We start from the raw sequence: 22,222 nt of genomic DNA on the forward strand, positions 1-22,222 counted from the left end.
GGGGCGAAACCCTCGCCAACGGCGAGACACCCAACCGTCAACGCAACAACCGAGCGACAAAGTCCCTGGATTCCAGCTTTCGCTGGAATGACGAGATATCGATACATATACACATATCGAAATAGTGAATATTGTTATTTTTGCAATATCGCTACGCCCATTACGATCCTGCCCGTCAAGCCATCCGGCCCGCGCCGCCGCGCGCCGCCGCCCGCTCAACCGCCAAGGATTCCCACGCCACCCATGGGCTCTCCCAAGAAACCGCTCAGGCGCAGCCAGGAATGGTTCGGGCGCGAAGGCAAGCAGGGTTTCTATTACCGCAGCTGGCTCAAGGGGCTGGGCCTGCCCAACGACATGTTCGACGGGCGGCCGGTTATCGGCATCTGCAATACCTGGTCGGAACTGACGCCTTGCAACAGCTCGTTCCGCGAACTGGCCGAGCACGTCAAGCGCGGCGTCTACGAGGCCGGCGGCTTTCCGCTGGAATTCCCGGTGATGTCGCTGGGCGAAACCCAGATGCGCCCCACCGCGATGCTGTTCCGCAACCTGGCCAGCATGGATGTGGAAGAGTCGATCCGCGCCAATCCCATCGACGGCGTGGTACTGCTGATGGGCTGCGACAAGACCACGCCCGCGCTGATGATGGGCGCGGCCAGCGTGAACCTGCCGACCATCGGCGTATCGGGCGGCCCCTCGCTGTCGGGCCACTGGCGCGGCCAGCCGATCGGCTCGGGCACCGGCGTGATCCGCATGTCGGAAATGGTGCGCGCCGGCGAGCTGGCGCAGGAAGAATTCGTCGAGGCCGAAGCCTGCATGCAGCGCTCCAAGGGCAGCTGCATGACCATGGGCACCGCCTCGACCATGGCCAGCATGGTCGAAGCCTTAGGGTTATCGCTGCCGGAAAACGCGGCCATTCCCGCCGTGGATTCGCGCCGCTACCGCCTGGCGCATCTGTCGGGCCGGCGCATCGTGGAGATGGTGCACGAGGATCTGCGCATGTCGAAGATCCTCACCCGCACCGCTTTCGAAAACGCCATCCGCGCCAATGCCGCGATCGGCGGCTCGACCAATGCGGTGATTCATTTGCTGGCCCTGGCCGGCCGCCTCGGCGTCGAGCTGAGCCTGGACGACTGGGACCGGCTCGGCTCCCACCTGCCCTGCCTGGTCAACCTCAAGCCGTCGGGCGAATACCTGATGGAAGATTTCTATTACGCCGGCGGCCTGCCCGCGGTGCTGCGCGAGATCGCCCCGCATCTGGATCTGAGCGCGCCGACCGCGAACGGCCGCACGCTGGGCGAGAACATCGCCAGCGCACCGTGCTGGAACCGCGACGTGATCCGCCCGATCGAGGAGCCGCTCAAGCCCGAGGCCGGCATCGCCGTGCTGCGCGGCAACCTGGCGCCGCACGGTGCGGTGATCAAGCCCTCCGCGGCCTCGCCACAGCTGTTGCGGCATCGCGGCCGCGCGGTGGTGTTCGAGGACATCGACGACTTCAAGGCGCGCATCGACGACGAGGCGCTGGACATCGACGAGACCTGCGTGATGGTGCTGAAGAACTGCGGCCCGCGCGGCTATCCCGGCATGGCCGAGGTGGGCAACATGCCCTTGCCGCCCAAGCTGCTGCGCCGCGGCGTCACCGACATCGTGCGCATTTCCGATGCGCGCATGAGCGGCACCGCCTATGGCACCGTGGTGCTGCACGTGTCGCCCGAGGCCGCCGCGGGCGGCAACCTGGCGCTGGTGCGCGATGGCGACTTCATCGAACTGGACGTGCCCGGCCGGCGCCTGCATCTGGATCTGAGCGACGACGAACTGGCGCAGCGGCGTGCCGCGTGGAAAGCGCCGCCGGCGCCTGAGCGCGGCTGGGCGAAGCTCTACGTCGACCATGTGCAGCAGGCTCATCTCGGCGCCGACCTGGACATCCTGGTCGGCGGCAGCGGCTCGGATGTGGCCGGCGATTCACATTGAATGCACATGCAAGGCATGCACGCGCAAGCGCTACGCGCTGATGGCCGCGGGCATGCGGCAACTGCAAACGAATAAACATCAAGCACCGCCGCCGATTTCGTAATTGCGCGCCGCGGACGGCCTTCTCAGCATGCATGCCGGCAGGCACGGCCATCGCCGTGCGCCGGACGGAACCGTTCCGTTCCCCACTACTAAGAGGGTTTCCCAATATGCACAGACGCAATTGGTTCGTTGCCCGCAATCGAGTCCTTCCAGCTGTCCGCCGCCTGCCGGCCGCAAGCCGGCCCAGGCCACGGATGCTGCCCGCGCTGCTGCTGGCCGCCGGATTATCGCTGCTCCCGCTCAGCGGACAGGCACAGCTGGCCAATCCCACCTATGGCTGGAACCTCGGCAACACGCTGGAGGCCACCTGGTCGGGCGCGGTGATGCCCACGCAGACGCTGATCAACAACGTCGCGGCTGCCGGTTTCAACACGATCCGCATCCCATGCGCGTGGGATCACAATGCCGATCCGAATACGCACGTGATCAATGCCTCCTACATGGCCACGGTGACGCAAGTGGTGCAATGGGCGCAGGCGGCCAATCTCACCGTGATCATCAACGATCATTGGGACGGCGGCTGGTTCGAGAATTCGAACTTCAACAGCTTCGACTCCAACATCAATGCGAAGCTGGTTTCCTACTGGACGCAGATCGCCAACAACTTCCGGGGCTACAACTCGAAGCTGCTGTTCGCCGTGGCCAACGAGCCGCAGGTGTCCTCGCAGGCGCAGACCGCCGTGCTGATGCAGTACTACCAGAACTTCGTCAACGCGGTGCGTTCCACCGGAGGCAACAACAGCACGCGCTGGCTGGTGCTGCAGGGGCCGGGCGGCGGGAACATCGACAACACCCATGACTGGGTCACCACGCTGCCCTCCGACCCGGCCAAGCACCTGGTGTTCGAAGTGCATTACTACGCGCCTTATCAATATGCGCTGATGACCGCCGACGCCACCTGGGGATCGATGTGGTACTTCTGGGGCAGCAACTATCATTCCTCGACGCTGACGACGCGCAACTCGACCTCCGCCAACGAGGAGTCCTACGTGAACGCGGAGCTGCAGAAGATGAACTCGCAATTCACCAGCAAGGGCATCCCGGTGCTGCTGGGCGAGTTCGGCGCCATCCGCCGCACCGGCACGGCGGGCTTGTCGGGCAGCAACCTCAATCTGCATCTCGCATCGCGCACGTATTTCGACAAGTACGTGGTCAGCCAGGCCAACAGCCTGGGCATCCGTCCGGTGTATTGGGACGATAGCGATAATGGCTCCGGCAATAATGCGTTCGGGATTTTCAATCGCTCCACCGGGACGCTGACCCGGCCCGATGATGCCCGTGCCTTGACCGGTGGCGCGGCGCTGCCGCCTCCGGGAGGCTGATGCCGCGAACGCGCTGGAATCAGCCGGCTACGTCGATTCAAATCTCCTGACCGCCATCGACATCGCCCGTCATCGGGCGATGTCGATTCGCGCGGCCTTCGTTCGTCGCATACACGGGAGCGCGTACCCTTGCCCCGCATCGACCCGGACCAGGAGATTTCCAATGAACAGCAAGAACACCATTTGCCTCTGGTATGACGGCACCGCCCTTGAGGCCGCCAGCTTCTACGCGAAAACCTTCCCGGACAGCGCCGTGGGCGCAGTCCACCATGCGCCGGGCGATTATCCCGACGGCAAGCAGGGCCATGTGCTGACGGTGGAATTCACGGTCATGGGCATCCCCTGCCTGGGCTTGAATGGCGGCCCGATGTTCAAGCACAACGAGGCGTTCTCGTTCCAGGTCGCTACCGACGACCAGGCCGAAACCGACCGCCTGTGGAACGCGATCATCGATAACGGCGGCAGCCCCAGCGCCTGCGGCTGGTGCAAGGACAAGTGGGGCCTTTCCTGGCAGATCACCCCGCGCGCGCTGATCGCCGCCATTACCGACCCCGATGCCGCGGCAGCCAAGCGGGCGTTCGACGCGATGATGGAAATGGGCAAGATCGATATCGCCGCCATCGAGGCCGCGCGGCGCGGCTGAGGCCGGCCGCTGCAGAACCGATCCCTGTATCCAAGGAAATACGCATGCCCTGCCCGCGCCGCCTGGCCCCAGCCCTGTTGTCCATCGCCGGGACTTTTTTCGCCGCATCGATATCCGCCGCTGAAACACCTCCTTTCGATACGGCGGAACTGGACCGCTCGGCCGCGCCCTGCGTGGATTTCGATCGCTTCGTCAATGCGCGCTGGCTGGCGGCCCACCCGATTCCGCCGGACCAGGTGCGCTGGGGCGTGTTCGACCAGCTCACGCAGGAGAGCCTGCGCGTGCAGCGCGACATCGCCGAGCACGCGGCCGGCGCGCCGGCATCGGCGGGTGGCGACGTGGCCGCGCATCAGATCGGCCTGCTCTACCGCTCCGGCATGGATGCAGCGGCGATCGAGCGCGCCGGCCTGGCGCCGCTGCAGTCCTCGCTCGACGCCATCGCCAGGTTGAAAACACCTGAGGACACGGCGGCCTTCCTGGCGCGTGCGGCGGCGGACGGCCAGCCGTTCGTGTTCGCCTTCGATGTGCAGGGCGATTTTCGCGATGCGCGGCGGCAGATCGGCGCCGCCGCGCCCGCGGCACTGGGCCTGCCCAGCCGCGACTATTACGCCGACGCACGCTATGCGCGGGAGCGTCGGGCCTATCGCGACTACATGATCCGCCTGTTCCAGCTGGCGGGCGATGACGCGCCCGACCGGGCCGCCGACGATGCACTTGCACTGGAAACTTCGCTCGCCGAAGTGACGCTCTCGCCGGAAGCAGCCCGCCAGCCGGCGAATCAGTTCCACGCCGTGCGTGCGGCCGAAGCGGATCGCCTCACCCCGCATTTCCGCTGGGCGCCGTTCCTCACCGCGCAAGGCCTGCCGGCGACGGCCGAGTTCTCGCTCGCGCCGCCAGCGTTCTTTACCGGCTTCGACCGCCTGCTGGCCACCGCGCCGCCGGCGCAATGGCGGGCCTATCTGCGTTTCCATCTGCTGGACGATGCGGCGCCCTATCTCGCGCAGGCATTCCAGGATGCGTCTTTCGACTTCCACGGCCGCGCGCTTGCCGGCCAGCAGCGGGACAAGCCGCGCTGGCAACGCGTGCTCGGCACCGTCAATGCGCAGATGGGCGAGGCGATGGGCCAGCTCTATGTCGCGCGCACGTTTTCTCCCGAAGCCAGGCAGCGTGCGCAGGTACTGGTGACGCGCCTGCTGGCGGCGCTCAAGGCCCGCATCGAGGCGCTGGACTGGATGAGCGGCGCCACCAAGGCGCGCGCGCTGGCCAAATGGCAAGCCTTCGTGCCCAAGGTCGGCTATCCCGACCACTGGCGCGACTGGTCCGGCCTTGAGCTGTCCGCGGGCGGCTACTACGCCAATGTGCGTGCGCTGGCGCGCTTCAACCATCGCGATGCGATGGCGCGGGTCGGCCAGCCGACCGACCGCACCCGCTGGAGCGTCCTGCCGCAGACGGTGGATGCGTTCTACCGCGCGGAGGACAACAGCATCACCTTCCCGGCGGCGATTCTGCAGCCGCCGTTCTTTTATGCGAATGGCGATGACGCCATCAACTACGGCGGCATCGGCGCCGCCATCGGCCACGAAGCCACGCATGGCTTCGACGACGCCGGCCGCCAGTTCGACGGACAAGGCAACCAGGCCGACTGGTGGACCGCCGAGGACAACGCGCGTTTCAACAGCCGGGCCGACGCGCTGGTGCGCCAGTTCAACGCCTATGCGCCCTTGCCGGACCATCCCGACGTGCACGTCAATGGACGCCTCACCCTGGGCGAGAACATCGCGGACCTCGGCGGCGTACATATCGCTTACGACGCACTGCAGGCTGCGCTCAAGGCGGCCCCCGCGGAGGCGAACCGCCGCATCGACGGCTATACCCAGGACCAGCGCTTTTTCCTGGCTTTCGCGCGGATATGGCGCGCCCGCATGCGCGAACAGCAGACCCTGGTCTACCTGGCGAGCAATCCGCATGCGCCGCCGCACGAACGCATCGTCGGCACGCTGGGCAATGTGCCGGCGTTTGCGCAAGCGTTTCAGTGCAGGACGGGCGATGCCATGCTGCGGCCGGTGAAGGACCAGGTGCGGATCTGGTAACGAAGAAGGCCGCGCTGCGATGGCGCGGCCTTCATGGGGAATGGCGCAGGCATCCCGGCCGCGCGGCGCCTACCGCGCGACGGGCGCCACCAGCCGCTTCAATGCGCCAGCCACGATGTCGCTGAAGACTTTCGCATCGCCATAGGCTCGCGCCGCCAGCATGGCGCCATACACCATGGCCATGAACGCCTCCGCCTCCTGGCGCGCCGATCCCTGCAGCTGGAAGCGGCCCAGTTGCGCGCCGCGGGTCATCACCCGTTCCAGCCAGCCGGACAGGTCGTGGAAGTGAGCCCGCACTTCCTGCGCGAGGTCCGCCGGCAGCGTCGGCAATTCGCTGGCCAGCATGCCGGCCACGCAGAACGGCGCGGATGCATCGGCGATGCACTTCTCCCAATAGCCGGTGTACATGCGCAGCTGCGCATCGGGATCGAAGGCGCCGTCATCCAGGAGCCGTGTCTGCTCCACGATGACGGCGCGGGATTGCTCCACCACGGCTTTCGCCAGGTCGGATTTGGCGGGGAAATGGTGATGGATGCTGGCCTTGCGCATCTGCACCTCGTCGGCGACGTCGGCATAGCTGAAGCCGTTGTAGCCCCGGGTCTGGATCAGGTGGCGGGCCGAATCGATCAATTTCTGCTGGGTATTCATGGATGCCATCCTATCACTAGGTAGGCATTTATGCATCACTTGACGTTTTTAAATACTTATTGACATCGATATCTACCTACTAGTAGGTTAAGCACTCCATCCACCCGCAGACACCCCTCTCATGAACTCCTTGCGCAACTTCTATCTCCTCCGCGCCATCGCCGCCTTCGCCTGGGTGGCGCTGGCTTTCCTTTCGGCCGCGGCTCCGGCACTCGTCGTCGGCGCCCTGCTGGTGATCTATCCCGCCTGGGACGCGCTCGCCAATGTGATCGACGCCCGGCGCAGCGGAGGACTCCAGGTCAATCCCGGGCAGAAATTCAATGCGGTTACCAGCATCGTCACCGCCGCGTGCATGGCCGTGGCCTTCGCCCTGCATGGCAATGCGGGCGGCGTGCTGGTGTTCGGCATCTGGGCGCTGCTCGCCGGCCTGTTCCAGCTGGCGGTCGGTATCCGGCGGCGCAAGCTGGGCGGCCAGGTCTTCATGATGATCAGCGGAACGCAGTCCGCACTGGCGGGCGTGATCTTTACCGTCAAGTCATTCGGAACGGCGCCTACGATTGCGGAGCTGGCTCCCTATGCCGCGTTCGGCGGCCTGTATTTCCTGCTGTCGGCGCTCTGGCTGACGTTCAAGCGCCAGCGCACGGAAGTCGCCATGGATCTATCCGGCCGCTGACGTCCGCATCGTGACGAACTACACGCGCGGCCTGCCGGCCGCGCGGATAGCATGGCCGGCTTGCGTGCGGCCGGTAATCCGGCGTGCGGATGACTGCCGGCCACTGTTTACCTATGAATTTTCAGAACAAGAATCAGGCCCTGGAAGGGCTGCGCGGTATCGCCGCGTTGGTCGTGGTGTTCTCGCATTGCGCATGGGCGTTCTTTCCCTATCTGCAATCCGGATTGCCCGCCCACCTGCTTGCCGGCTGGGAGCCGTTTGTCCAGAACAGTCCGTTGACGGTGCTCTATAACGGCACGGCCTCGGTCGCCATTTTCTTCGTCATGAGCGGGTATGTGCTGACGCGCCGGTATTTCGAACAGCCGGAGTCGGCCCGCCTGGACGAAGCGGCCATCAAGCGGTTTCCGCGCCTTGGCGTGCCGGTATTCGCTTCGGTGCTGCTCGGTTATGCGGTGATCAAGCTCGGGCTGATTTCGGACGTCGTGCCCAATGGCCGCCATTTTCTTGGCGATTGGTATCACATCCATGCGCGCATTTTCCTGGCCGTCAAAGACGCGCTGTTCGGCTCGCTGCTGCTCGGCCATAACGGCTACAACTACGTGCTGTGGACGATCAATGTCGAATTGATCGGTTCGATCGGCCTGTTCGCCTTCATGGCGCTGTTCGGCCGATCGCGTTGCGCCGGCATCTGCGCGCCGCTGTGCGCGGGCGCCCTGGTCTGGGAAGGCGAGCCGCCTTATCTGCTCGGCGCGCTGTTCTTCGGCGGTGCCTATCTGCATGCCTGGCCCAAGCCGCCCTCCTCCGCGGTTATCCGCTACCTGCTGCTGGCGCTTGCGCTGGTGCTTGGCGGCTTCCATGCCCAGAGCACGTTCTACGCGCCGCTGCAGGCGCTGGCGGCGTGGCTGGCCGCGCACCATATCCGGGCGGATCCCGCGTTTCTGTTTCCGTCACTGGGCGGCCTGCTGCTGGTCTGGCTGGTGCTCCATTCGAAGACGATGTCCGCCGCGCTTTCCAGCAAGCCGCTGGCCTGGCTGGGCGGTATTTCTTTTTCGCTTTACCTGATTCACAGCATCCTGCTGTCCAGCATCGGACTGGCTTCGTTCGGCGTGCTGCTGGCGCCGCTGGGTTATCAGGCGGCTGCCTTGCTTGCCTCGCTTATCACCGTGGCTGCGTCGCTGCTGTTGTCAGTGCCGTTCAGAAGCCTGGTCGATCTGCCGGCGATCCGGCTGGCCAGCCGCTTTGGCAAGTGGTCCTTTGCCCGCGAGGCGACGGTCACGCCGCTGCCCACGCGCGAACAAGCCACGCGGCCCGCGGACGTCGATCCGGCGAGGCTGGCGAAGAAAGCCTGATCGCAGCAGCGGCGATTATCCATTCGCCGCAATGGTGATTAATGCGTTGCTGAAATTATCTTCCGCATTAATGGAATGATTTTCTCCATGGCGCAAGTTGTAGCGGAAATATTTTTCTCGCGCATAAAAGTCCGCTATTTGCATGGACGATAAAAGGTGATCGCCATCGCAGGATTAAAATGCGAGCGCGCCATTAGCGCATAAATGCCGCGCGCCATAACAGAATAACCACGCGCCGGGCGATAGAACGCCAGCGCCCCACCAGCAACAAAGCATGCTTTCCGCGCAACCGCCCGCCTCGACCGGGCGGATGGGGAGCTTCTGTCCGCGCCCTTCCCTCATCAACACACGTGCAAATCACCATGGGAGAAATGGTCATGAATAAGCGCGTATTTCAGAGAGGCGTTCGCATCATCGACCTGCTTGGAAAAATCCTTGCCTGCGCCATGCTGGTCATGCTCTTGTCGGCCGCCTGCGTGCAACCGCCATGGTTCGCGACCTGGTATGCGGCGCCGCAGGATTACAACATCCTGTTTCCAGGCACCACCGTCCCGCCCCTGACGATTTCGAACCAGTCCATTCGCCAGATCGTCCACACTTCGCACGGCGGAAACCTGATCCGCATCAAGCTGACCAATTACTTCGGAACCACGCCCGTCACCTTCGGCGAAGCGCGGGTTGCCCGCAGCACCGGCAATGGCGGCATCGACCTTGCCACCGACCAGGCGCTCCGCTTCGACGGCAGGCGCAGCCTGACCCTCGCACCGGGCGAAGAACGCTGGAGCGATCCGGTGAGCCTGCCGTTTCCCACGCACGCGGATCTCGCGATCAGCCTGTTCGTGCCGCTGAACACGCCCGTCGTCACCACCCACACCATCGGCATGCAGACCAACTACCTTGCCCCCGGCGATCAGGCGTCCGCCGCGGCCATGGGCAGTGCCACGGCCACGGGCAAGTACTACTGGCTCAGCGAAGTGGACGCATCGACGGCCGGCAACTCCGGCGCCACCGACCTGGCGGCGCATCCGTACAAGGTGGTCGTGGCCTTTGGTGATTCGATCACCGACGGCTACGGCTCCACCGCCGACACCAACCGCCGCTGGCCCAACGATCTCGACAATCGCGTGCAGGCCGCGGCGCATAGCCTGGGCCGCGCGAGCGTGGTCAATGCCGCCATCGCGGGCAACCGCTGGATCTACGACGGCGTCGGCCCCGCGGCGGTGACCCGCTTCGCCCACGACGTGGCCGGCGTTTCCGGCGCTACGCACGTAATGATCCTGCTGGGCATCAACGACATCGGCATCGGCGAACTCTATCCGCCGCAGAACGTATCCGCCGGCCAGATCATCGCCGCCATGCAGGCCACCATCGCCCAGGCGAAGGCCAGCCACATCAAGATCTACCTGGCGACGATTACGCCGTACAACGGCGCCTCGTACTACGACGCCGCGGGAGAAATGAAACGCGAAGCCGTCAACGCCTTCGTGCGCTCCGCGAACGGCGCCGACGGCGTGCTCGATTTCGACAGCATCGTGCGCGATCCGGCCAACCCCACGACGCTGCTGCCCGCTTTCGACAGCGGCGACCATCTGCATCCCAATGACGTGGGCTACCAGGCCATGGCGGACTCCATCGATCTTGGCCTACTGGAAGACTGAGTTGCGAATTTCATAACCGCAACTGCGGTTTTGCGTAATGCAGCGCGAGCCCGTGTGGCGTTTCATGGGGAGATGCCGAATGGACGGCGGGAGCACCCCTCATGCATCACACCATGCGAGCCGCGCTGCTGATTTTCTCGCTTGCGCTATCGGGCACCCTGGCGGCACAGGAGGTCAGCCCCGCCCCGCCCATGGGCTGGAACAGCTGGGACTCTTACGGCCTGACCATCGACGAAGCGGATTTCAAAGCCAATGCGAGCGTGCTCGCCGGGCTGCGCGCCTACGGCTGGACCTATGCGGTGATCGACCAGGGCTGGTACATGCGCCGCCCCTTCGGCAACACCCTGCAGAACCGCGACTACGCGCTGGATGCCCATGGCCTGCTGGTTCCCGCGCTCAATCGTTTCCCTTCCGCCGCCGATGGACAGGGCTTCAAGCCGCTGGCGGACTGGGTGCATGCGCAAGGCCTGAAGTTCGGCATCCACATCGTGCGCGGCATGCCGAAACAGGCGGTGGCGGACCAGCTGCCCATCGCCGGCTCCGCTTTCCACGCCGGCGACGCCGCCGACACCGCGGATACCTGCCCCTGGGACGACAGCAATTACGGCGTGCGGGACAACGCCGCCGGACAGGCCTACTACGATTCCATGCTGGCCTTGTATGCGGACTGGGGCGTGGATTTCCTCAAGGTCGACTGCATTGCCGACCACCCGTACAAGATCAGCGAGATCCGCCAGATCGCATCGGCCATCCGCAAAGCCGGCCGGCCGATCGTACTCAGCCTGTCGCCCGGCCCCACCCAGCTGTCGCACGCGGCGGAAATCCGCCAGTACGGACAGATGTGGCGCATTTCCAACGACGTCTGGGATGGCTGGTCGTTCACCCACAAGCGCCCGCAGGACGATTTTCCCATGGGCGTGCGCGACGTCTTCGAGCGCCTGCCGGCCTGGGCCGGCCACGCCGGCGACGGCCGCTGGCCCGATGCCGACATGCTGCCGTTCGGCATGCTCGCCCCGCATCCGGGCTGGGGCGAGGCGCGCCGCTCGCGCCTGAGCCTGGACGAACAGCGCACGCTGCTGGGCCTGCTCGCCATGGCGCGTTCGCCGCTCATCCTGGGCGCCAACCTCACCAGGCTGGACGAGGCGACGCGGGCGTTGCTCACCAACAAGGACGTGATTGCGATCGATCAGGACAGCCACGGCAATCGTCCGGTCGAACCTCTGCCCGCGCGCCTGCAATCGCTGCGCGCATGGGTGGCCGAAGGCCGCGATGGCGAGCGCTATCTGGCCGTGTTCAACCTGGGCGAGCGGCCTTTTGCGCTGCATGCGGACTGGCACGAACTGGGGCTGGAGTCGGGGCGGTATGAGGGGCGCGAGCTATGGAGCGGCCGGCGCGCCGACGCCGCGGGCAAGCTGGATATCGAACTGCCCGCGCATGGCAGCGCCTTGTTTGCCCTGCGCAAGCTCGACGGCAACTGAAGCGGACCTGCGAGACTGAATTGTCATGCATTCCTGCACATCGGGGCCTTGATGGAAAGCAAACCGGTGCTACGGGCTGAGCTGGCCTTGACCGCCATGGCAGCCCTGCTGTTCGCATGGTCCGCGGCGGTTGCATTTCCTGCTCCGCCTGCAGCCATTCGCAAGATCGAATTCGCCGGGGCCGGCCAGGCGACGCCGCAAAGCCATGCGGCGACCATCGTGGAGACACCCGCCGGACTGATCGCCGCATGGTTCGGCGGCAAGCAGGAGCGCGACCCGGGCGTAGGCATCTGGATGGCGCGGCAGCGAGCCGGGCGATGGTCGGCACCGGCTGAAGTCGCCGATGGCGTGCAAGCGGATGGAACGCGCCTTCCAAGCTGGAATCCGGTGCTGTTCCGCAGCAGCACCGGCACGCTGATGCTGTTCTACAAGGTGGGTCCCGACCCGCAGCACTGGTGGGGCATGCTCAAGACTTCCCGTGACGACGGCATGCACTGGTCGGCGCCACGCCGGCTTCCCGAAGGCATGCTGGGGCCGATCAAGAACAAGCCGGTGCAACTGGCCGACGGCACCATCGTCAGCCCGTCCAGTACGGAGGGCGATCATTGGACTGTGCATTTCGAGCGCTCCACCGACGACGGCGCCACCTGGCGCATCGTCACGCCCCCGATGGGCACGCAACCCATCGAAGCGATCCAGCCGGCGCTGCTGGTGCATCGCGGCGGCGAGCTGCAGGCCATCGGGCGCAGCAAGCAGGACAGGATCTTCAGCACCCGGTCCCGCGACGGCGGCCGCAGCTGGTCGCCGATGCGCCTGCTGGACTTGCCCAATCCCAACTCGGGCATCGACGCGGTGGTTCTCGCCGACGGGCGCTCGCTGATTGTCTACAACCCTACCTTGCACGGCGCGCAGTGGTGGGATGGCCGCGGCCAGCTGTCGGTGGCGGTTTCCGATGACGGCGAGCATTGGCGCAAGCTGCTCGACCTGGAAAACACGCCGGGCGCCGAGTTCTCCTATCCGGCGGTCATTCAAACCGCCGATGGGCTGGTTCATATCGTCTACACCTGGAAGCGGCAACGGATCAGGCATGTCGTGATCGATCCGCGGAAACTCGATTGAGGCGGATTCATTCCGGCCCCGCCGGATAATCGAAGATGCGCCAGGCACGCGCGGCGAGGACCTGCGCCATAGCGCCTGCCCTCGCCCATGGTCATGCGGTCCGCGATCAGCGATCAGCGCGGGCACATGCGGCTCACCGCGGCATCCGATAAACCGGCGCCGATCAGCGGAGCCACCACGATGCGGTCGAGATCCGGACCGTAGCCGGTGGGATTGCCCAGCTGGATGGTGTTGGTTCCGGCCTTCAACGCCACCCGAAGCAGCGTCGGCCGCGGGTCGTCGAACGTGCTTCCATCCACGGTCAATGAAACCGGCGCGGCGTTATTGACCGTAACCGTCAGCCCGCGCGGCCCGTTGGTCGCATAATCGATTTCCAGCTGGTAATTCCCTGCCGCGGGAACGGTGACATTCGAGAACGTCACCGTATTGGCCGGCCCATGGCCGACATTGCCGGCCTTGGACAAGCCCGACGCATAATTGCTGAAACCCGCGGTGACCGTTCCGCCCAGGCTGGCCTGCTCGGCTTCGTACGTGCTTGCCTGCGGCAGCACGGCGTCGCCGGATCCGCTGATGACGATACGGTCCAGGTCGGGCGCATAGCTGGTGGGGTTGCCGAACTGGATGCTGTTGTATCCCGCCTTCAGGCAAACCGGCAGCGTGGTGCTGGAGGGAATGGAAAAACTGCCGCCGCCAGAGTTGAGCGTCTGATAGGCGCCGCCATTGACCGTATACAGATAGGAACGCAGGGCGAAGGTCATCGAATCGACCTGCATCAGGTAAACGCCTGCCTTGCGCGCATAGACATTCTGGAACGTCACCGTGTTGTTCGTGCCCAGGCCCAGGCCACCGACTTTTTTGCCGCCGGAACAGCCGGAGCAGTCGGCAATGGATGCACTGCCCGCCAGCGTGGCGGCCGTGGCTGCATAACTGGTGGAGGGCGTGGGCGGCGCATGGCCGACCCGCGCCGAGACTTTCAGCAGCCGCACACCGTGCCCGTCCAGCACGGTGGAAAATGCGCCCGCGGGTGCGCCAAGCTCGGCCCTGGCCCACAGGTCGCGCACCTGCCGCACGCCATCGAGCCCGATTTGCCGCCACGGCAAGGTGACCACCGCCGGCGTCGCATTCATATTGAACAAGGCGACGTAATAGTTGCCATCGCCGAGATCGGAAATCCATACGGGCAGGTCGCCGCCGAGCACCTGCGTGGCCGGCTTGCCGGACTGGTCGACGGCGAGCACTTCATCCGCCGTGGCCAGCTGCTTGCCGAACGCATCGATCCGGGTCAGGTCGCCGCCGAGATAGATCGGCGCATTGGCCATGGCCCACAAGGTCATGGCAGAGCGCTTTTCGGCATGCGACAGGCCATCGAGTTCGCCATCGCCGATATCGAGCGAGTCCAGGTCGTTCCAGCCCAGCGCGGGGCCGCCCGCATGCTGCCAGCCGGGCAGATCGCGGAAGCGCTTGTAGATGCGCGACCAGTCCGTCAGCGTGGCGCAGCGGCTTTCGCACTCCACGTCGTCGTCGATGCGGCGTGCGTTGGAAAACTGCTGCCATACGCCGAGGTAATCCTGGTCGATTTCCCAGGAAACCGTCAGCCACATGGGGCGGCCGCTGTTCGCAATCGCCTTGGACCAGGCGGCGACATCGGCGCGGTTGTCGATATGCAGATCGTCGCTGTACGAGCCTGGCGTCACCGCATCGAGCTTGATGAAATCGACGCCCCACGAAGCGAACAGCGCAACCACGGAATCGATATAGGCCTGCGCGCCGGGCTTGGTGAAATCGATCTTGTAATGGTAAGGCGAGGTGCCGGGGCCGCCGAAGGCATTGCCGGCGGTGTATGGCACCGTGAGGATGTCCTGGATGTGATAAGGCGTGCCGAGAATGGGAGCGTTGGCCGTGACCGCGGGCTCCTCGACACCGGGGATCCAGTAAATGCCGGCTTTCTGCCCGTTCTGGTGGATATGGTCGATCAGCGCCTTGATGTCGGGAAACAAGACGGGATCGGGAGTGGGCCTGCCGTTCGCATCGAAGCCGCCATGCCAGCCCGAATCCATATTGATGTAGTTGTAGCCGTGCGCCTGCAGCCCTGAGCTGAGCAATGCGTCGGATTGGATGACGACATTGGCCTGGGTAAGAAAATTGGGGTCGAGCGTCTGCTGGCTGAAACTGCTCCAGCCGAGATAGGGGCGCTGCGCCACGCCGTTGACTTGCGCGCCGACGCCGGCCGCCATGGCAAACATGCCCAATGCAATCGCACTGCGCGACCACAGCGACAGCAGGCCGCGTCCCTGCTGGCGATCTGCCGTTGTTGCCTGGCCGGATCGCGAATGCTTCGTGCCGTTGGAGACAAAGGTATTCATGAACTGGCGACGCTCCCTTCATGGGTTAGAGGACAGCCGCGCCTGACGGGCAGGCGCAAGCCATGCCCGGGCGGACAGTTAGATGTACTCATGGATAGAAGGCGCGCCGGCAGCTCGCCTTCCAGGCATGCCCTGCACTCTCTGGAGCCGATCAACAGCCAAGCACCACCGATGAGGGCTGACGGATGGCGGCGCCGTCATCGGTGCAAACGCTGAAACAAGCCGCAAAGCCCTGGATCCGGGCAATTGTCATATAATATAACCTATGCCCGCTTCGCCGCTGGCGTCAAGGGCGGATGAGTGAAATACGGGCCGTCATCGCAAACCCGATGACGCGGGGACGGATGACCAGAGACATGGGACGCGATCACTCATGACCATCGAGCTCGACATCGATCCGCAGCATCCGGCCCCAGAGCAGGCGGCTCGCCGGCGTTTCCTGAAGATGACCGGCACGATGGCCACGCTGCTGTCCCTGTTGAGCGCGCCGGGCATGGCCACCGCGGTGAGTTCGGCGGGCAAGCCACGGCGCATGCGCACGCCTTCGCTTCATGGCCCCACGCTGTGGTACGGCGCTCCCGCGTCCGAACAGAACGTCATTCAGGAGGGAACTCCGATCGGCAATGGACGCATGGGCGCGCTCGTCGGCGGCGCCCCGGCACGGGACTTCCTGTACCTCACCGACAGCTCCATGTGGCTGGGCGGATCGAACGGCACGCTCGATGCGGAGGGGCAATTCCCCTACGAGGCGGAGAATTTCGGCAGCTTCACCATGCTGTCCAAGCTCGTTATCGAAGTGCGCGATCACGGACTGTCAGGCATCGGCGACTACCGGCGCGAACTGGATCTCGCCAATGGCTATCTGCGGATTTCGTACCGCAAGGACGGCATCCGCTATCTGCGCGAGATATTTGCCAGCCATCCGGACGACGTCATCGCCGTGCGCCTCTCGCAAAGCGGTGGCGGCACCTGGTCGGGCGCCATCCATCTGCAGGGCACGCATGGTGAAGCCACGCAGTTGTCGCCGGAGACGGCAAGCAGCCATTTCAGCGGCACGCTCCGCAACGGCCTGGCTTATGCCGCCAGCGTCAAAGCTATCGCCTCGTCCGGTTCGGTATCGGCTGAAAACGGCGCCCTGCATTTTGCCGGCTGCGATGCGTTGACCATCCTGTATTGCGGAGGCACCAATTACACGCCGGATGCCGCGAAAGGCTATCTCGACAGCTCGATCGACTGCCTGGCGTGGGTGAGGCAGAACATCGAGGCGGCAGGTTCGCAGACGGCGGATGCTCTTCTGCACAGGCACATTGCCGACTATGCCGCCCTGTACGGCACCATGCAGGTCGACCTCGGCGCATCGACGCCAGCTCAACGCGCATCGGACACCTGGACGCGGCTGCAGGCACGCGCGAAACCTGGCGCCGCTCCGGACCCCGAACTGGAAGCGGCGTACCTGCAATTCGGCCGCTATCTGACCATCGCAGGCTCGCGCGACCGCTTGCCCACCAGCCTGCAGGGGCTATGGCTGAGCGACAACGCGCCCGAATGGATGAGCGACTATCACAACGACATCAATATCCAGATGAACTACTGGCTGCCCGATCGCGCCGGCCTGCCCGGCTGCTTCGATGCGCTGGCGAACTATTGCCTGTCGCAGTACGAATCGTGGAGTGCGATAACCCGGCAGCACTTCAACGATCCGCGCAACGGCTTCCGCAATAGCTCCGGCAAGCTGGCCGGATGGACGGTGGCCATATCCACCAATATTTTCGGCGGCAACGGCTGGTGGTGGCATCCGGCCGGCAGCGCCTGGCTGTGCAACAGCCTGTGGCAGCACTATCAATACACGCTGCAGCGGGATTATCTGGTCCGCATCTATCCCTTGCTCAAAGGCGCATGTGAGTTCTGGGAGGCACGCCTGCTCACCGTGCGCATCCCCGATCCCGCCACCGGGAAAGAGCGCGAGGTATTGATCGACGACTGCGACTGGTCGCCGGAGCATGGGCCAAAGGATGCGAAAGGCATCAGCTATGCCCAGGAACTGGTCTGGGATCTGTTCGCCAGCTATCGGGAAGCCGCAGCCATTCTCGACAGGGATGCGCGGTACAGCGCAGCGATCGGCGGCTTGCAGGCAAAGCTCTATCTGCCCGAGGTCAGCAGCGAGAATGGCTGGCTGGAAGAATGGATGTCGCCGCATAGTCTCGGCGAACCCGGGCATCGCCACCTTTCGCCGCTGGTCGGTTTCTTTCCTGGCGATCGCATCACCGTGGACGAGAGTCCGCCTGCCTTGATCGAGGGAGTGACCCGCCTGCTCGATGCGCGCGGCATGACCAGCTACGGCTGGGCCTGCGCCTGGCGCGCCATCTGCTGGGCGCGCCTGAAAGATGCCGAACGCGCTTATCAGCTGGCGATCGACAATCTGGCGCCGTGGCAGATCCGCGGGAACGGCACGGCGATGAACCTGTTCGACATCTACCAGCTGGCGCCGCACAAGAACATTTTTCAGATCGACGCGAATTTCGGCACGCCAACGGCGATGCTCGAAATGCTGCTGTATTCCCGCCCCGGCAAGATCGAGTTGCTGCCTGCCCTGCCCCGTGCATGGTCGGCAGCGGGCGAAGTCACCGGCATCGGTGCACGCCATGGATTCGTCGTGGACATGCGCTGGAAAGATGGCGCCGTCACTCACGCCACGGTGCGCAGCGTCGGGGGCACACGGACGCAGCTGAAAATCGGCACGCGCGTCCGCGAGATTTCGCTGCACGCCGGCGAGTCGATCAGCGTGACGCCGGATTCGCCCTGAACTCATCGCGCAAGCAATGCTGCATCGCAGCTTGATCTCGCGGCGCGTCTGCCGGAGAGTCGCCATAAATCTTATTGTAAGATAATAAGATTCTGGGGCCGGATTTTTACGCACGAAACCGATCGATCGATAACCGGTGTGCACGTCGCTGCCCCCGTTTTGAGCAATGCCGCGGTCATGGCGGCGCGCCCTGCATCACGCGCAATCAGGCTCGGCAAACCACTCGCTCCAGCAACTCATCTACTTATTGGGGATAGGGAATGCAGCGACACATCCTGACCAGCTCGATCCATCAAGCCTTGTTCGCCCTTTCCGGCATCGCCTGCCTGGCCACCGCATTCGCGGTTCATGCGCAAGACGCCGCACCTCCTGCCGGCACCGCTGCGCCCGCACCGGCGCAGGCCCAGCAGGGCACGGATACCGCCCCCGCGGACGGCAAGAAGAGCGTCACCCAGCTCGGCACGGTCAGCGTCACCGGCCAGCTCGCCGCGATCCGCCGCGCCCAGGCTATCAAGCAGGATGCGGTCAATGTCGTCGACTCCATCTCGGCGGAGGAAACCGGCAAGTTCCCCGATCCCAACGTGGCCGACGCGCTGCAGCGCGTGCCCGGCGTATCGGTCAATCGCAGCGGCGGCGAATCCAGCCAGATCGCCGTGCGCGGCTTCGGCCCCGAGTTCGTGGCCGTGACGATCAACAACCGCCCGATGGCCACCGCCTCCGGTTCGCGCGCCTTCAATTTCGACGTGCTGCCTTCGGAAATCATCAGCGTCGCCCAGGTCAACAAGACCTCGTCGGCGGATATTCCGGAGCTGGACATCGGCGGCGTGGTCAATATCCAGACCGCACGCCCGCTGGATTTCCACGGTTTCCATGGCGCCTGGAGCGCCGCTGGCGTCAACAGCAACCTGACCGGCGACTGGGAGGGCAAGACCACGCCCAAGGCGTCGGGCGTGTTCGGCTGGACCAATGCCGACCACACCTTCGGCTGGGTCGCCTCGGCCACGTACTACAAGCGCAAGGACACCCAGCTCAATACCCAGGCCAGCTCCTGGTACGTCAATCAGGACATCTCCACGTCGACCGGGGCCAACGACACCCACGTCGCGGTGCCGGAAACGCTGGCCAGCAACGTCATCGACGAAACGCGCACACGCAAGGGCCTCAGCGGCGCCATCGACTGGAAGCCGATCGACCAGCTGACGGTGCAGTTCGACACGCTGTATTCCAGCTACAAGGTCGACCCGCTGGAGCACGAGTTCGGCGAATACGGCAATACCGGCGACATCAAGTCGATCACCACCGACGGCAACGGCACCGCGCTCAATTTCGTGCGCAACAGCTCCGGCCCGAACGTCATGGCGAACGACTACGTCATGTCGTACAACCCGAGCTACGAAAAGAGCACGCAGAACGGCCTGAATCTCGGTTTCGATTTTGACGAGTCGACCAAGCTCAGTCTCGATATCTCCAATTCCAAGGCCTGGAACAAGCAAAGCCCGAATGGCTACTTCCTGGTGATCGGCACCAAGAATTTCGGCACCAATCCGACCTGGACCAACAACGGCGACAGCCAGCCGCCGACGTATTCGAACATTCTTTCCACCACCAACATGGGCACCTTGAGCGCCCACTGCTGCAATGCGGGCGCGGGAAACAACGTCACCAACCAGGTCAATAACTACGAGCTCAAGCTGAGCAAGAGCTTCAAGGACGGCGTGCTCTCCCAGCTGGAGTTCGGCGGCCAGGTCACCAACAATTCGGTGAAGTCGATCAGCTGGGGCACGCCGAACGGCATCCTGTGCAACGCCTATTGCGGTTATGTCGTCAACGTTCCGGCCGATGCGGTGGGCGCTTATATCTATACGGCGCCCGACAAGATCCATGGCGTTTCCTCGCCGGGCATGCCGGCGCAGTGGATCCAGTACGACCCGCGCGCCTATCTGGCCTGGCTCGCCACGCCGGCGGCCTACAACCAGATCACCGACCCCGCCAAGCGCGCCGCGCTGCTGGCCGGCCTGGCCGCCAATGGCGGCACCTTCAATGCCGCTCCCAATCCGGGCAGCTACAACAAGGTGACCGAGAACGCGAAGTCGTTCTTCGCCAAGGCGGTGTTCGAGGGCTCGATGTGGGAGAAGCCGTGGGCGCTGGATGTCGGCGTGCGCTACCTCGACATCAATTCCACTTCGACGGCAGTCAACCAGCCGCCGATCAGCTATTACGTGGACCCGAACGACACCAGCAACGGCCAGGTCACCTACGGGCCGCTGGCGCCGCAGTCGGCCAAGGGCGGCTATCACAAGTGGCTGCCGTCGCTGAACTTCAAGCTCAGCCTGCTCGACAACCTGGTCTACCGCTTCTCCGCCTCCAAGACGCTGACCCCGCCCGAGCTCAGCAATCTTTACTACAACAAGAGCTTCGGCACGCGGCCGAACTCGCTGACCATCTCGCAAGGTAACCCGCAGCTCCAGCCCTACACCTCGCGCAACTTCGACATGGGCCTGGAGTGGTATATCGATGACGCCAGCTATATCGCGCTGGAAGGCTTCTACAAGAAGGTCAGCAACTTCAGCACGCTGGTGAGCACGCCGGTGCCGTACCTGACCAACCAGAATACGGGACAGCCCTTTATCTGGTCGCTCACCCAGCCGATCAACCTGAATTCGTCGAACATCTACGGCGAAGAGCTCACCGTCAATTACCAGTTCACCCACGTATTGCCGGATCCGTTCGACGGCCTGGGCGTGGCTTTCAACTACACCCACGTTTCCAGCAGCACATCGCTGAGTCCGGGTGTGATCGCGACCTCGGGCAGGTTCGCCGTGCCCGGCATCGGCAATTCGGCCAACTTCAGTACGTATTATGAAAAGGGCCCCGTGCAGGTGCGCCTGGCCTACAACTGGCGCGGCTCGTATCTGGAGAGCATCTCCTATGGTTCGGGCGCGCAGCCGGCGACCCGCACCTCGTATGGCCAGCTGGACCTGAGCGCGAGCTATGAACTCAACAAGCATCTGTCGGTGTTCCTGTCGGGCACCAACTTGACTCATCAGCACCTTTACGACTACTCGGTCTATTCGAACCGGTTCCTCTATGCCGAAGCGGATGGCACGGTGTACACGGTGGGTGTGCGCGGCACGTTCTGACCTGCCGCTCCGAGTATCCGCACGACGAAAACGCCAGCGCGATGCTGGCGTTTTCTTTTATGGGTCTTGCCAGTGACTTATCGAGCGCGCTTCGCAGCGGCGCCAGGGTGCTTGCCGCGCGCCTTCTTCTGCGCGTCGACCTCGTGCGCAATCAGCGAGCCGGCCTCCGCGATGATGGCTTTCATCGCCGCGCTGGCGCGCGCTTCGTCGCGGTCCTTGATGGCGTCGAATACACGCCGGTGCGCCGGAATACTGGCCGTGTGCCCCTTGATGCGATTGGTGACGCGGATGGATATTTTCAGCGCCGTGGTAATCAACTCGTCCAGCTGCGCATAGAACGGATTGTCCGTCGCGTACAGCACGGCCACATGGAAGGCGACGTCGGCCTCCAGGTGGTCGTCCTTGCCCTGCCCCGCATCCACCATGCGCTGCAATCCCTGCTCGATGGCTTTCAAGGCAGCCGGCGTGGCATGCCTGGCCGCCAGCGCGGCAGCCTCCGGCTCCAGGCCCAGGCGCATCTCGGTGAAATGGCGCAGCAGATCGTGCGAAAACTTTTTCTCGAGCATCCAGCGCAGGACGTCCGGATCGAGCAGGCTCCAGCGCTCCGGCGGCTGCGCGGTAATGCCGCTGCGCGGCCTGGCCTGCAGCATGCCCTTGGCGGTGAGCATTTTCACCGCTTCGCGCGTAACGCTGCGGCTGGTCTGGAACAGCTGCGAGATCTCGGCTTCCGTGGGGAAGCTGCCGGCGTCGAATTTCCCGGCCACGATCGCCTGCCCCAATTGCTCCAGCACCTGCTCCGTCAGGGTAAGGCGGCGGCCGCGGCGCGAGCGAGCGAACTTCGTGCTGATCTCCATGCCGGCGAGGCT

General features: G+C 64.5%; 14 protein-coding genes. 11 read left to right on the top strand and 3 right to left on the bottom strand.

Translation table 11 applies throughout. From position 1 onward, the window contains the following. Nucleotides 1–243 precede the first annotated feature (243 nt). The 4 genes from FHW84_RS21280 to FHW84_RS21295 all read left to right on the top strand — a co-directional run bounded on the left by FHW84_RS21280 (nucleotide 244) and on the right by FHW84_RS21295 (nucleotide 6,125). On the top strand, nucleotides 244–1,968 hold the full coding sequence (locus tag FHW84_RS21280; protein ID WP_167258166.1) for an IlvD/Edd family dehydratase: 1,725 nt from the start codon (nucleotides 244–246) through the stop codon (nucleotides 1,966–1,968). Between the two features lie 296 nt (nucleotides 1,969–2,264). Further along, a complete protein-coding gene (locus FHW84_RS21285; RefSeq protein ID WP_167258168.1) occupies nucleotides 2,265–3,392 on the top strand; it encodes a glycoside hydrolase family 5 protein in 1,128 nt (375 codons plus the stop codon). Between the two features lie 163 nt (nucleotides 3,393–3,555). Beyond that, nucleotides 3,556–4,035, top strand: a complete 480-nt coding sequence (locus FHW84_RS21290; protein WP_167258170.1) for a VOC family protein — start codon at nucleotides 3,556–3,558, stop codon at nucleotides 4,033–4,035. 44 nt (nucleotides 4,036–4,079) lie between these two features. Further along, nucleotides 4,080–6,125 (top strand): M13 family metallopeptidase, encoded by a 2,046-nt coding sequence (locus FHW84_RS21295; RefSeq protein WP_167258172.1) that lies wholly within the window; start codon nucleotides 4,080–4,082, stop codon nucleotides 6,123–6,125. A gap of 69 nt (nucleotides 6,126–6,194) precedes the next feature. Here FHW84_RS21295 and FHW84_RS21300 read toward each other — a convergent pair whose 3' ends face one another. Next, the gene (locus tag FHW84_RS21300) at nucleotides 6,195–6,773 is read right to left on the bottom strand and encodes a TetR/AcrR family transcriptional regulator (protein WP_243868232.1); all 579 of its coding nucleotides are present in this window, start codon (nucleotides 6,771–6,773) and stop codon (nucleotides 6,195–6,197) included. A gap of 121 nt (nucleotides 6,774–6,894) precedes the next feature. Between FHW84_RS21300 and FHW84_RS21305 the strand changes: the two genes are divergently transcribed. The 5 genes from FHW84_RS21305 (at nucleotide 6,895) to FHW84_RS21325 (ending at nucleotide 13,050) form a co-directional block, all read left to right on the top strand. Next, nucleotides 6,895–7,446 carry a DUF308 domain-containing protein gene (locus FHW84_RS21305; protein WP_167258176.1) on the top strand — a complete coding sequence of 184 codons (552 nt, stop codon included), beginning with the start codon at nucleotides 6,895–6,897 and terminating at the stop codon, nucleotides 7,444–7,446. 113 nt (nucleotides 7,447–7,559) lie between these two features. After that, on the top strand, nucleotides 7,560–8,795 hold the full coding sequence (locus tag FHW84_RS21310; protein ID WP_167258178.1) for an acyltransferase: 1,236 nt from the start codon (nucleotides 7,560–7,562) through the stop codon (nucleotides 8,793–8,795). 377 nt (nucleotides 8,796–9,172) lie between these two features. Further along, the gene (locus tag FHW84_RS21315) at nucleotides 9,173–10,453 is read left to right on the top strand and encodes an SGNH/GDSL hydrolase family protein (RefSeq protein ID WP_167258180.1); all 1,281 of its coding nucleotides are present in this window, start codon (nucleotides 9,173–9,175) and stop codon (nucleotides 10,451–10,453) included. A gap of 101 nt (nucleotides 10,454–10,554) precedes the next feature. Further along, the gene (locus tag FHW84_RS21320) at nucleotides 10,555–11,931 is read left to right on the top strand and encodes a glycoside hydrolase family 27 protein (protein WP_243868233.1); all 1,377 of its coding nucleotides are present in this window, start codon (nucleotides 10,555–10,557) and stop codon (nucleotides 11,929–11,931) included. Between the two features lie 96 nt (nucleotides 11,932–12,027). Next, the gene (locus FHW84_RS21325; protein WP_243868234.1) at nucleotides 12,028–13,050 is read left to right on the top strand and encodes a sialidase family protein; all 1,023 of its coding nucleotides are present in this window, start codon (nucleotides 12,028–12,030) and stop codon (nucleotides 13,048–13,050) included. A 113-nt stretch (nucleotides 13,051–13,163) separates the two neighbouring features. On the opposite strand, the gene FHW84_RS21330 is transcribed toward FHW84_RS21325, so the two are convergent. Beyond that, on the bottom strand, nucleotides 13,164–15,413 hold the full coding sequence (locus tag FHW84_RS21330) for a CBM35 domain-containing protein (protein ID WP_167258184.1): 2,250 nt from the start codon (nucleotides 15,411–15,413) through the stop codon (nucleotides 13,164–13,166). Nucleotides 15,414–15,786: 373 nt separating this feature from the next. Here FHW84_RS21330 and FHW84_RS21335 point away from each other — a divergent pair, with 373 nt between their 5' ends. Both FHW84_RS21335 and FHW84_RS21340 read left to right on the top strand, forming a co-directional pair. Then, nucleotides 15,787–18,216 carry a glycoside hydrolase N-terminal domain-containing protein gene (locus FHW84_RS21335; protein ID WP_243868235.1) on the top strand — a complete coding sequence of 810 codons (2,430 nt, stop codon included), beginning with the start codon at nucleotides 15,787–15,789 and terminating at the stop codon, nucleotides 18,214–18,216. Nucleotides 18,217–18,476: 260 nt separating this feature from the next. Then, complete coding sequence (locus tag FHW84_RS21340) at nucleotides 18,477–21,356, top strand: TonB-dependent receptor (RefSeq protein WP_167258186.1); 2,880 nt, start codon at nucleotides 18,477–18,479, stop codon at nucleotides 21,354–21,356. A gap of 77 nt (nucleotides 21,357–21,433) precedes the next feature. On the opposite strand, the gene FHW84_RS21345 is transcribed toward FHW84_RS21340, so the two are convergent. Further along, nucleotides 21,434–22,210, bottom strand: a complete 777-nt coding sequence (locus FHW84_RS21345) for a FadR/GntR family transcriptional regulator (protein ID WP_167258188.1) — start codon at nucleotides 22,208–22,210, stop codon at nucleotides 21,434–21,436. Nucleotides 22,211–22,222 lie beyond the last annotated feature (12 nt).

The sequence above is a fragment of the Dyella sp. SG562 genome (assembly GCF_011759495.1).
In the GTDB taxonomy this organism is placed as follows: domain Bacteria; phylum Pseudomonadota; class Gammaproteobacteria; order Xanthomonadales; family Rhodanobacteraceae; genus Dyella_D; species Dyella_D marensis.

What these genes read in the sequence shown, in the direction of transcription:
- FHW84_RS21280 (WP_167258166.1), top strand. Translation starts at nt 244, where the DNA reads ATGGGCTCTCCCAAGAAACCGCTCAGGCGCAGCCAGGAATGGTTCGGG.
- FHW84_RS21285 (WP_167258168.1), top strand. Translation starts at nt 2,265, where the DNA reads ATGCTGCCCGCGCTGCTGCTGGCCGCCGGATTATCGCTGCTCCCGCTC.
- FHW84_RS21290 (WP_167258170.1), top strand. Translation starts at nt 3,556, where the DNA reads ATGAACAGCAAGAACACCATTTGCCTCTGGTATGACGGCACCGCCCTT.
- FHW84_RS21295 (WP_167258172.1), top strand. Translation starts at nt 4,080, where the DNA reads ATGCCCTGCCCGCGCCGCCTGGCCCCAGCCCTGTTGTCCATCGCCGGG.
- FHW84_RS21300 (WP_243868232.1), bottom strand. Translation starts at nt 6,773, where the DNA reads ATGAATACCCAGCAGAAATTGATCGATTCGGCCCGCCACCTGATCCAG.
- FHW84_RS21305 (WP_167258176.1), top strand. Translation starts at nt 6,895, where the DNA reads ATGAACTCCTTGCGCAACTTCTATCTCCTCCGCGCCATCGCCGCCTTC.
- FHW84_RS21310 (WP_167258178.1), top strand. Translation starts at nt 7,560, where the DNA reads ATGAATTTTCAGAACAAGAATCAGGCCCTGGAAGGGCTGCGCGGTATC.
- FHW84_RS21315 (WP_167258180.1), top strand. Translation starts at nt 9,173, where the DNA reads ATGAATAAGCGCGTATTTCAGAGAGGCGTTCGCATCATCGACCTGCTT.
- FHW84_RS21320 (WP_243868233.1), top strand. Translation starts at nt 10,555, where the DNA reads ATGCATCACACCATGCGAGCCGCGCTGCTGATTTTCTCGCTTGCGCTA.
- FHW84_RS21325 (WP_243868234.1), top strand. Translation starts at nt 12,028, where the DNA reads ATGGCAGCCCTGCTGTTCGCATGGTCCGCGGCGGTTGCATTTCCTGCT.
- FHW84_RS21330 (WP_167258184.1), bottom strand. Translation starts at nt 15,413, where the DNA reads ATGAATACCTTTGTCTCCAACGGCACGAAGCATTCGCGATCCGGCCAG.
- FHW84_RS21335 (WP_243868235.1), top strand. Translation starts at nt 15,787, where the DNA reads ATGACCATCGAGCTCGACATCGATCCGCAGCATCCGGCCCCAGAGCAG.
- FHW84_RS21340 (WP_167258186.1), top strand. Translation starts at nt 18,477, where the DNA reads ATGCAGCGACACATCCTGACCAGCTCGATCCATCAAGCCTTGTTCGCC.
- FHW84_RS21345 (WP_167258188.1), bottom strand. Translation starts at nt 22,210, where the DNA reads ATGGAGATCAGCACGAAGTTCGCTCGCTCGCGCCGCGGCCGCCGCCTT.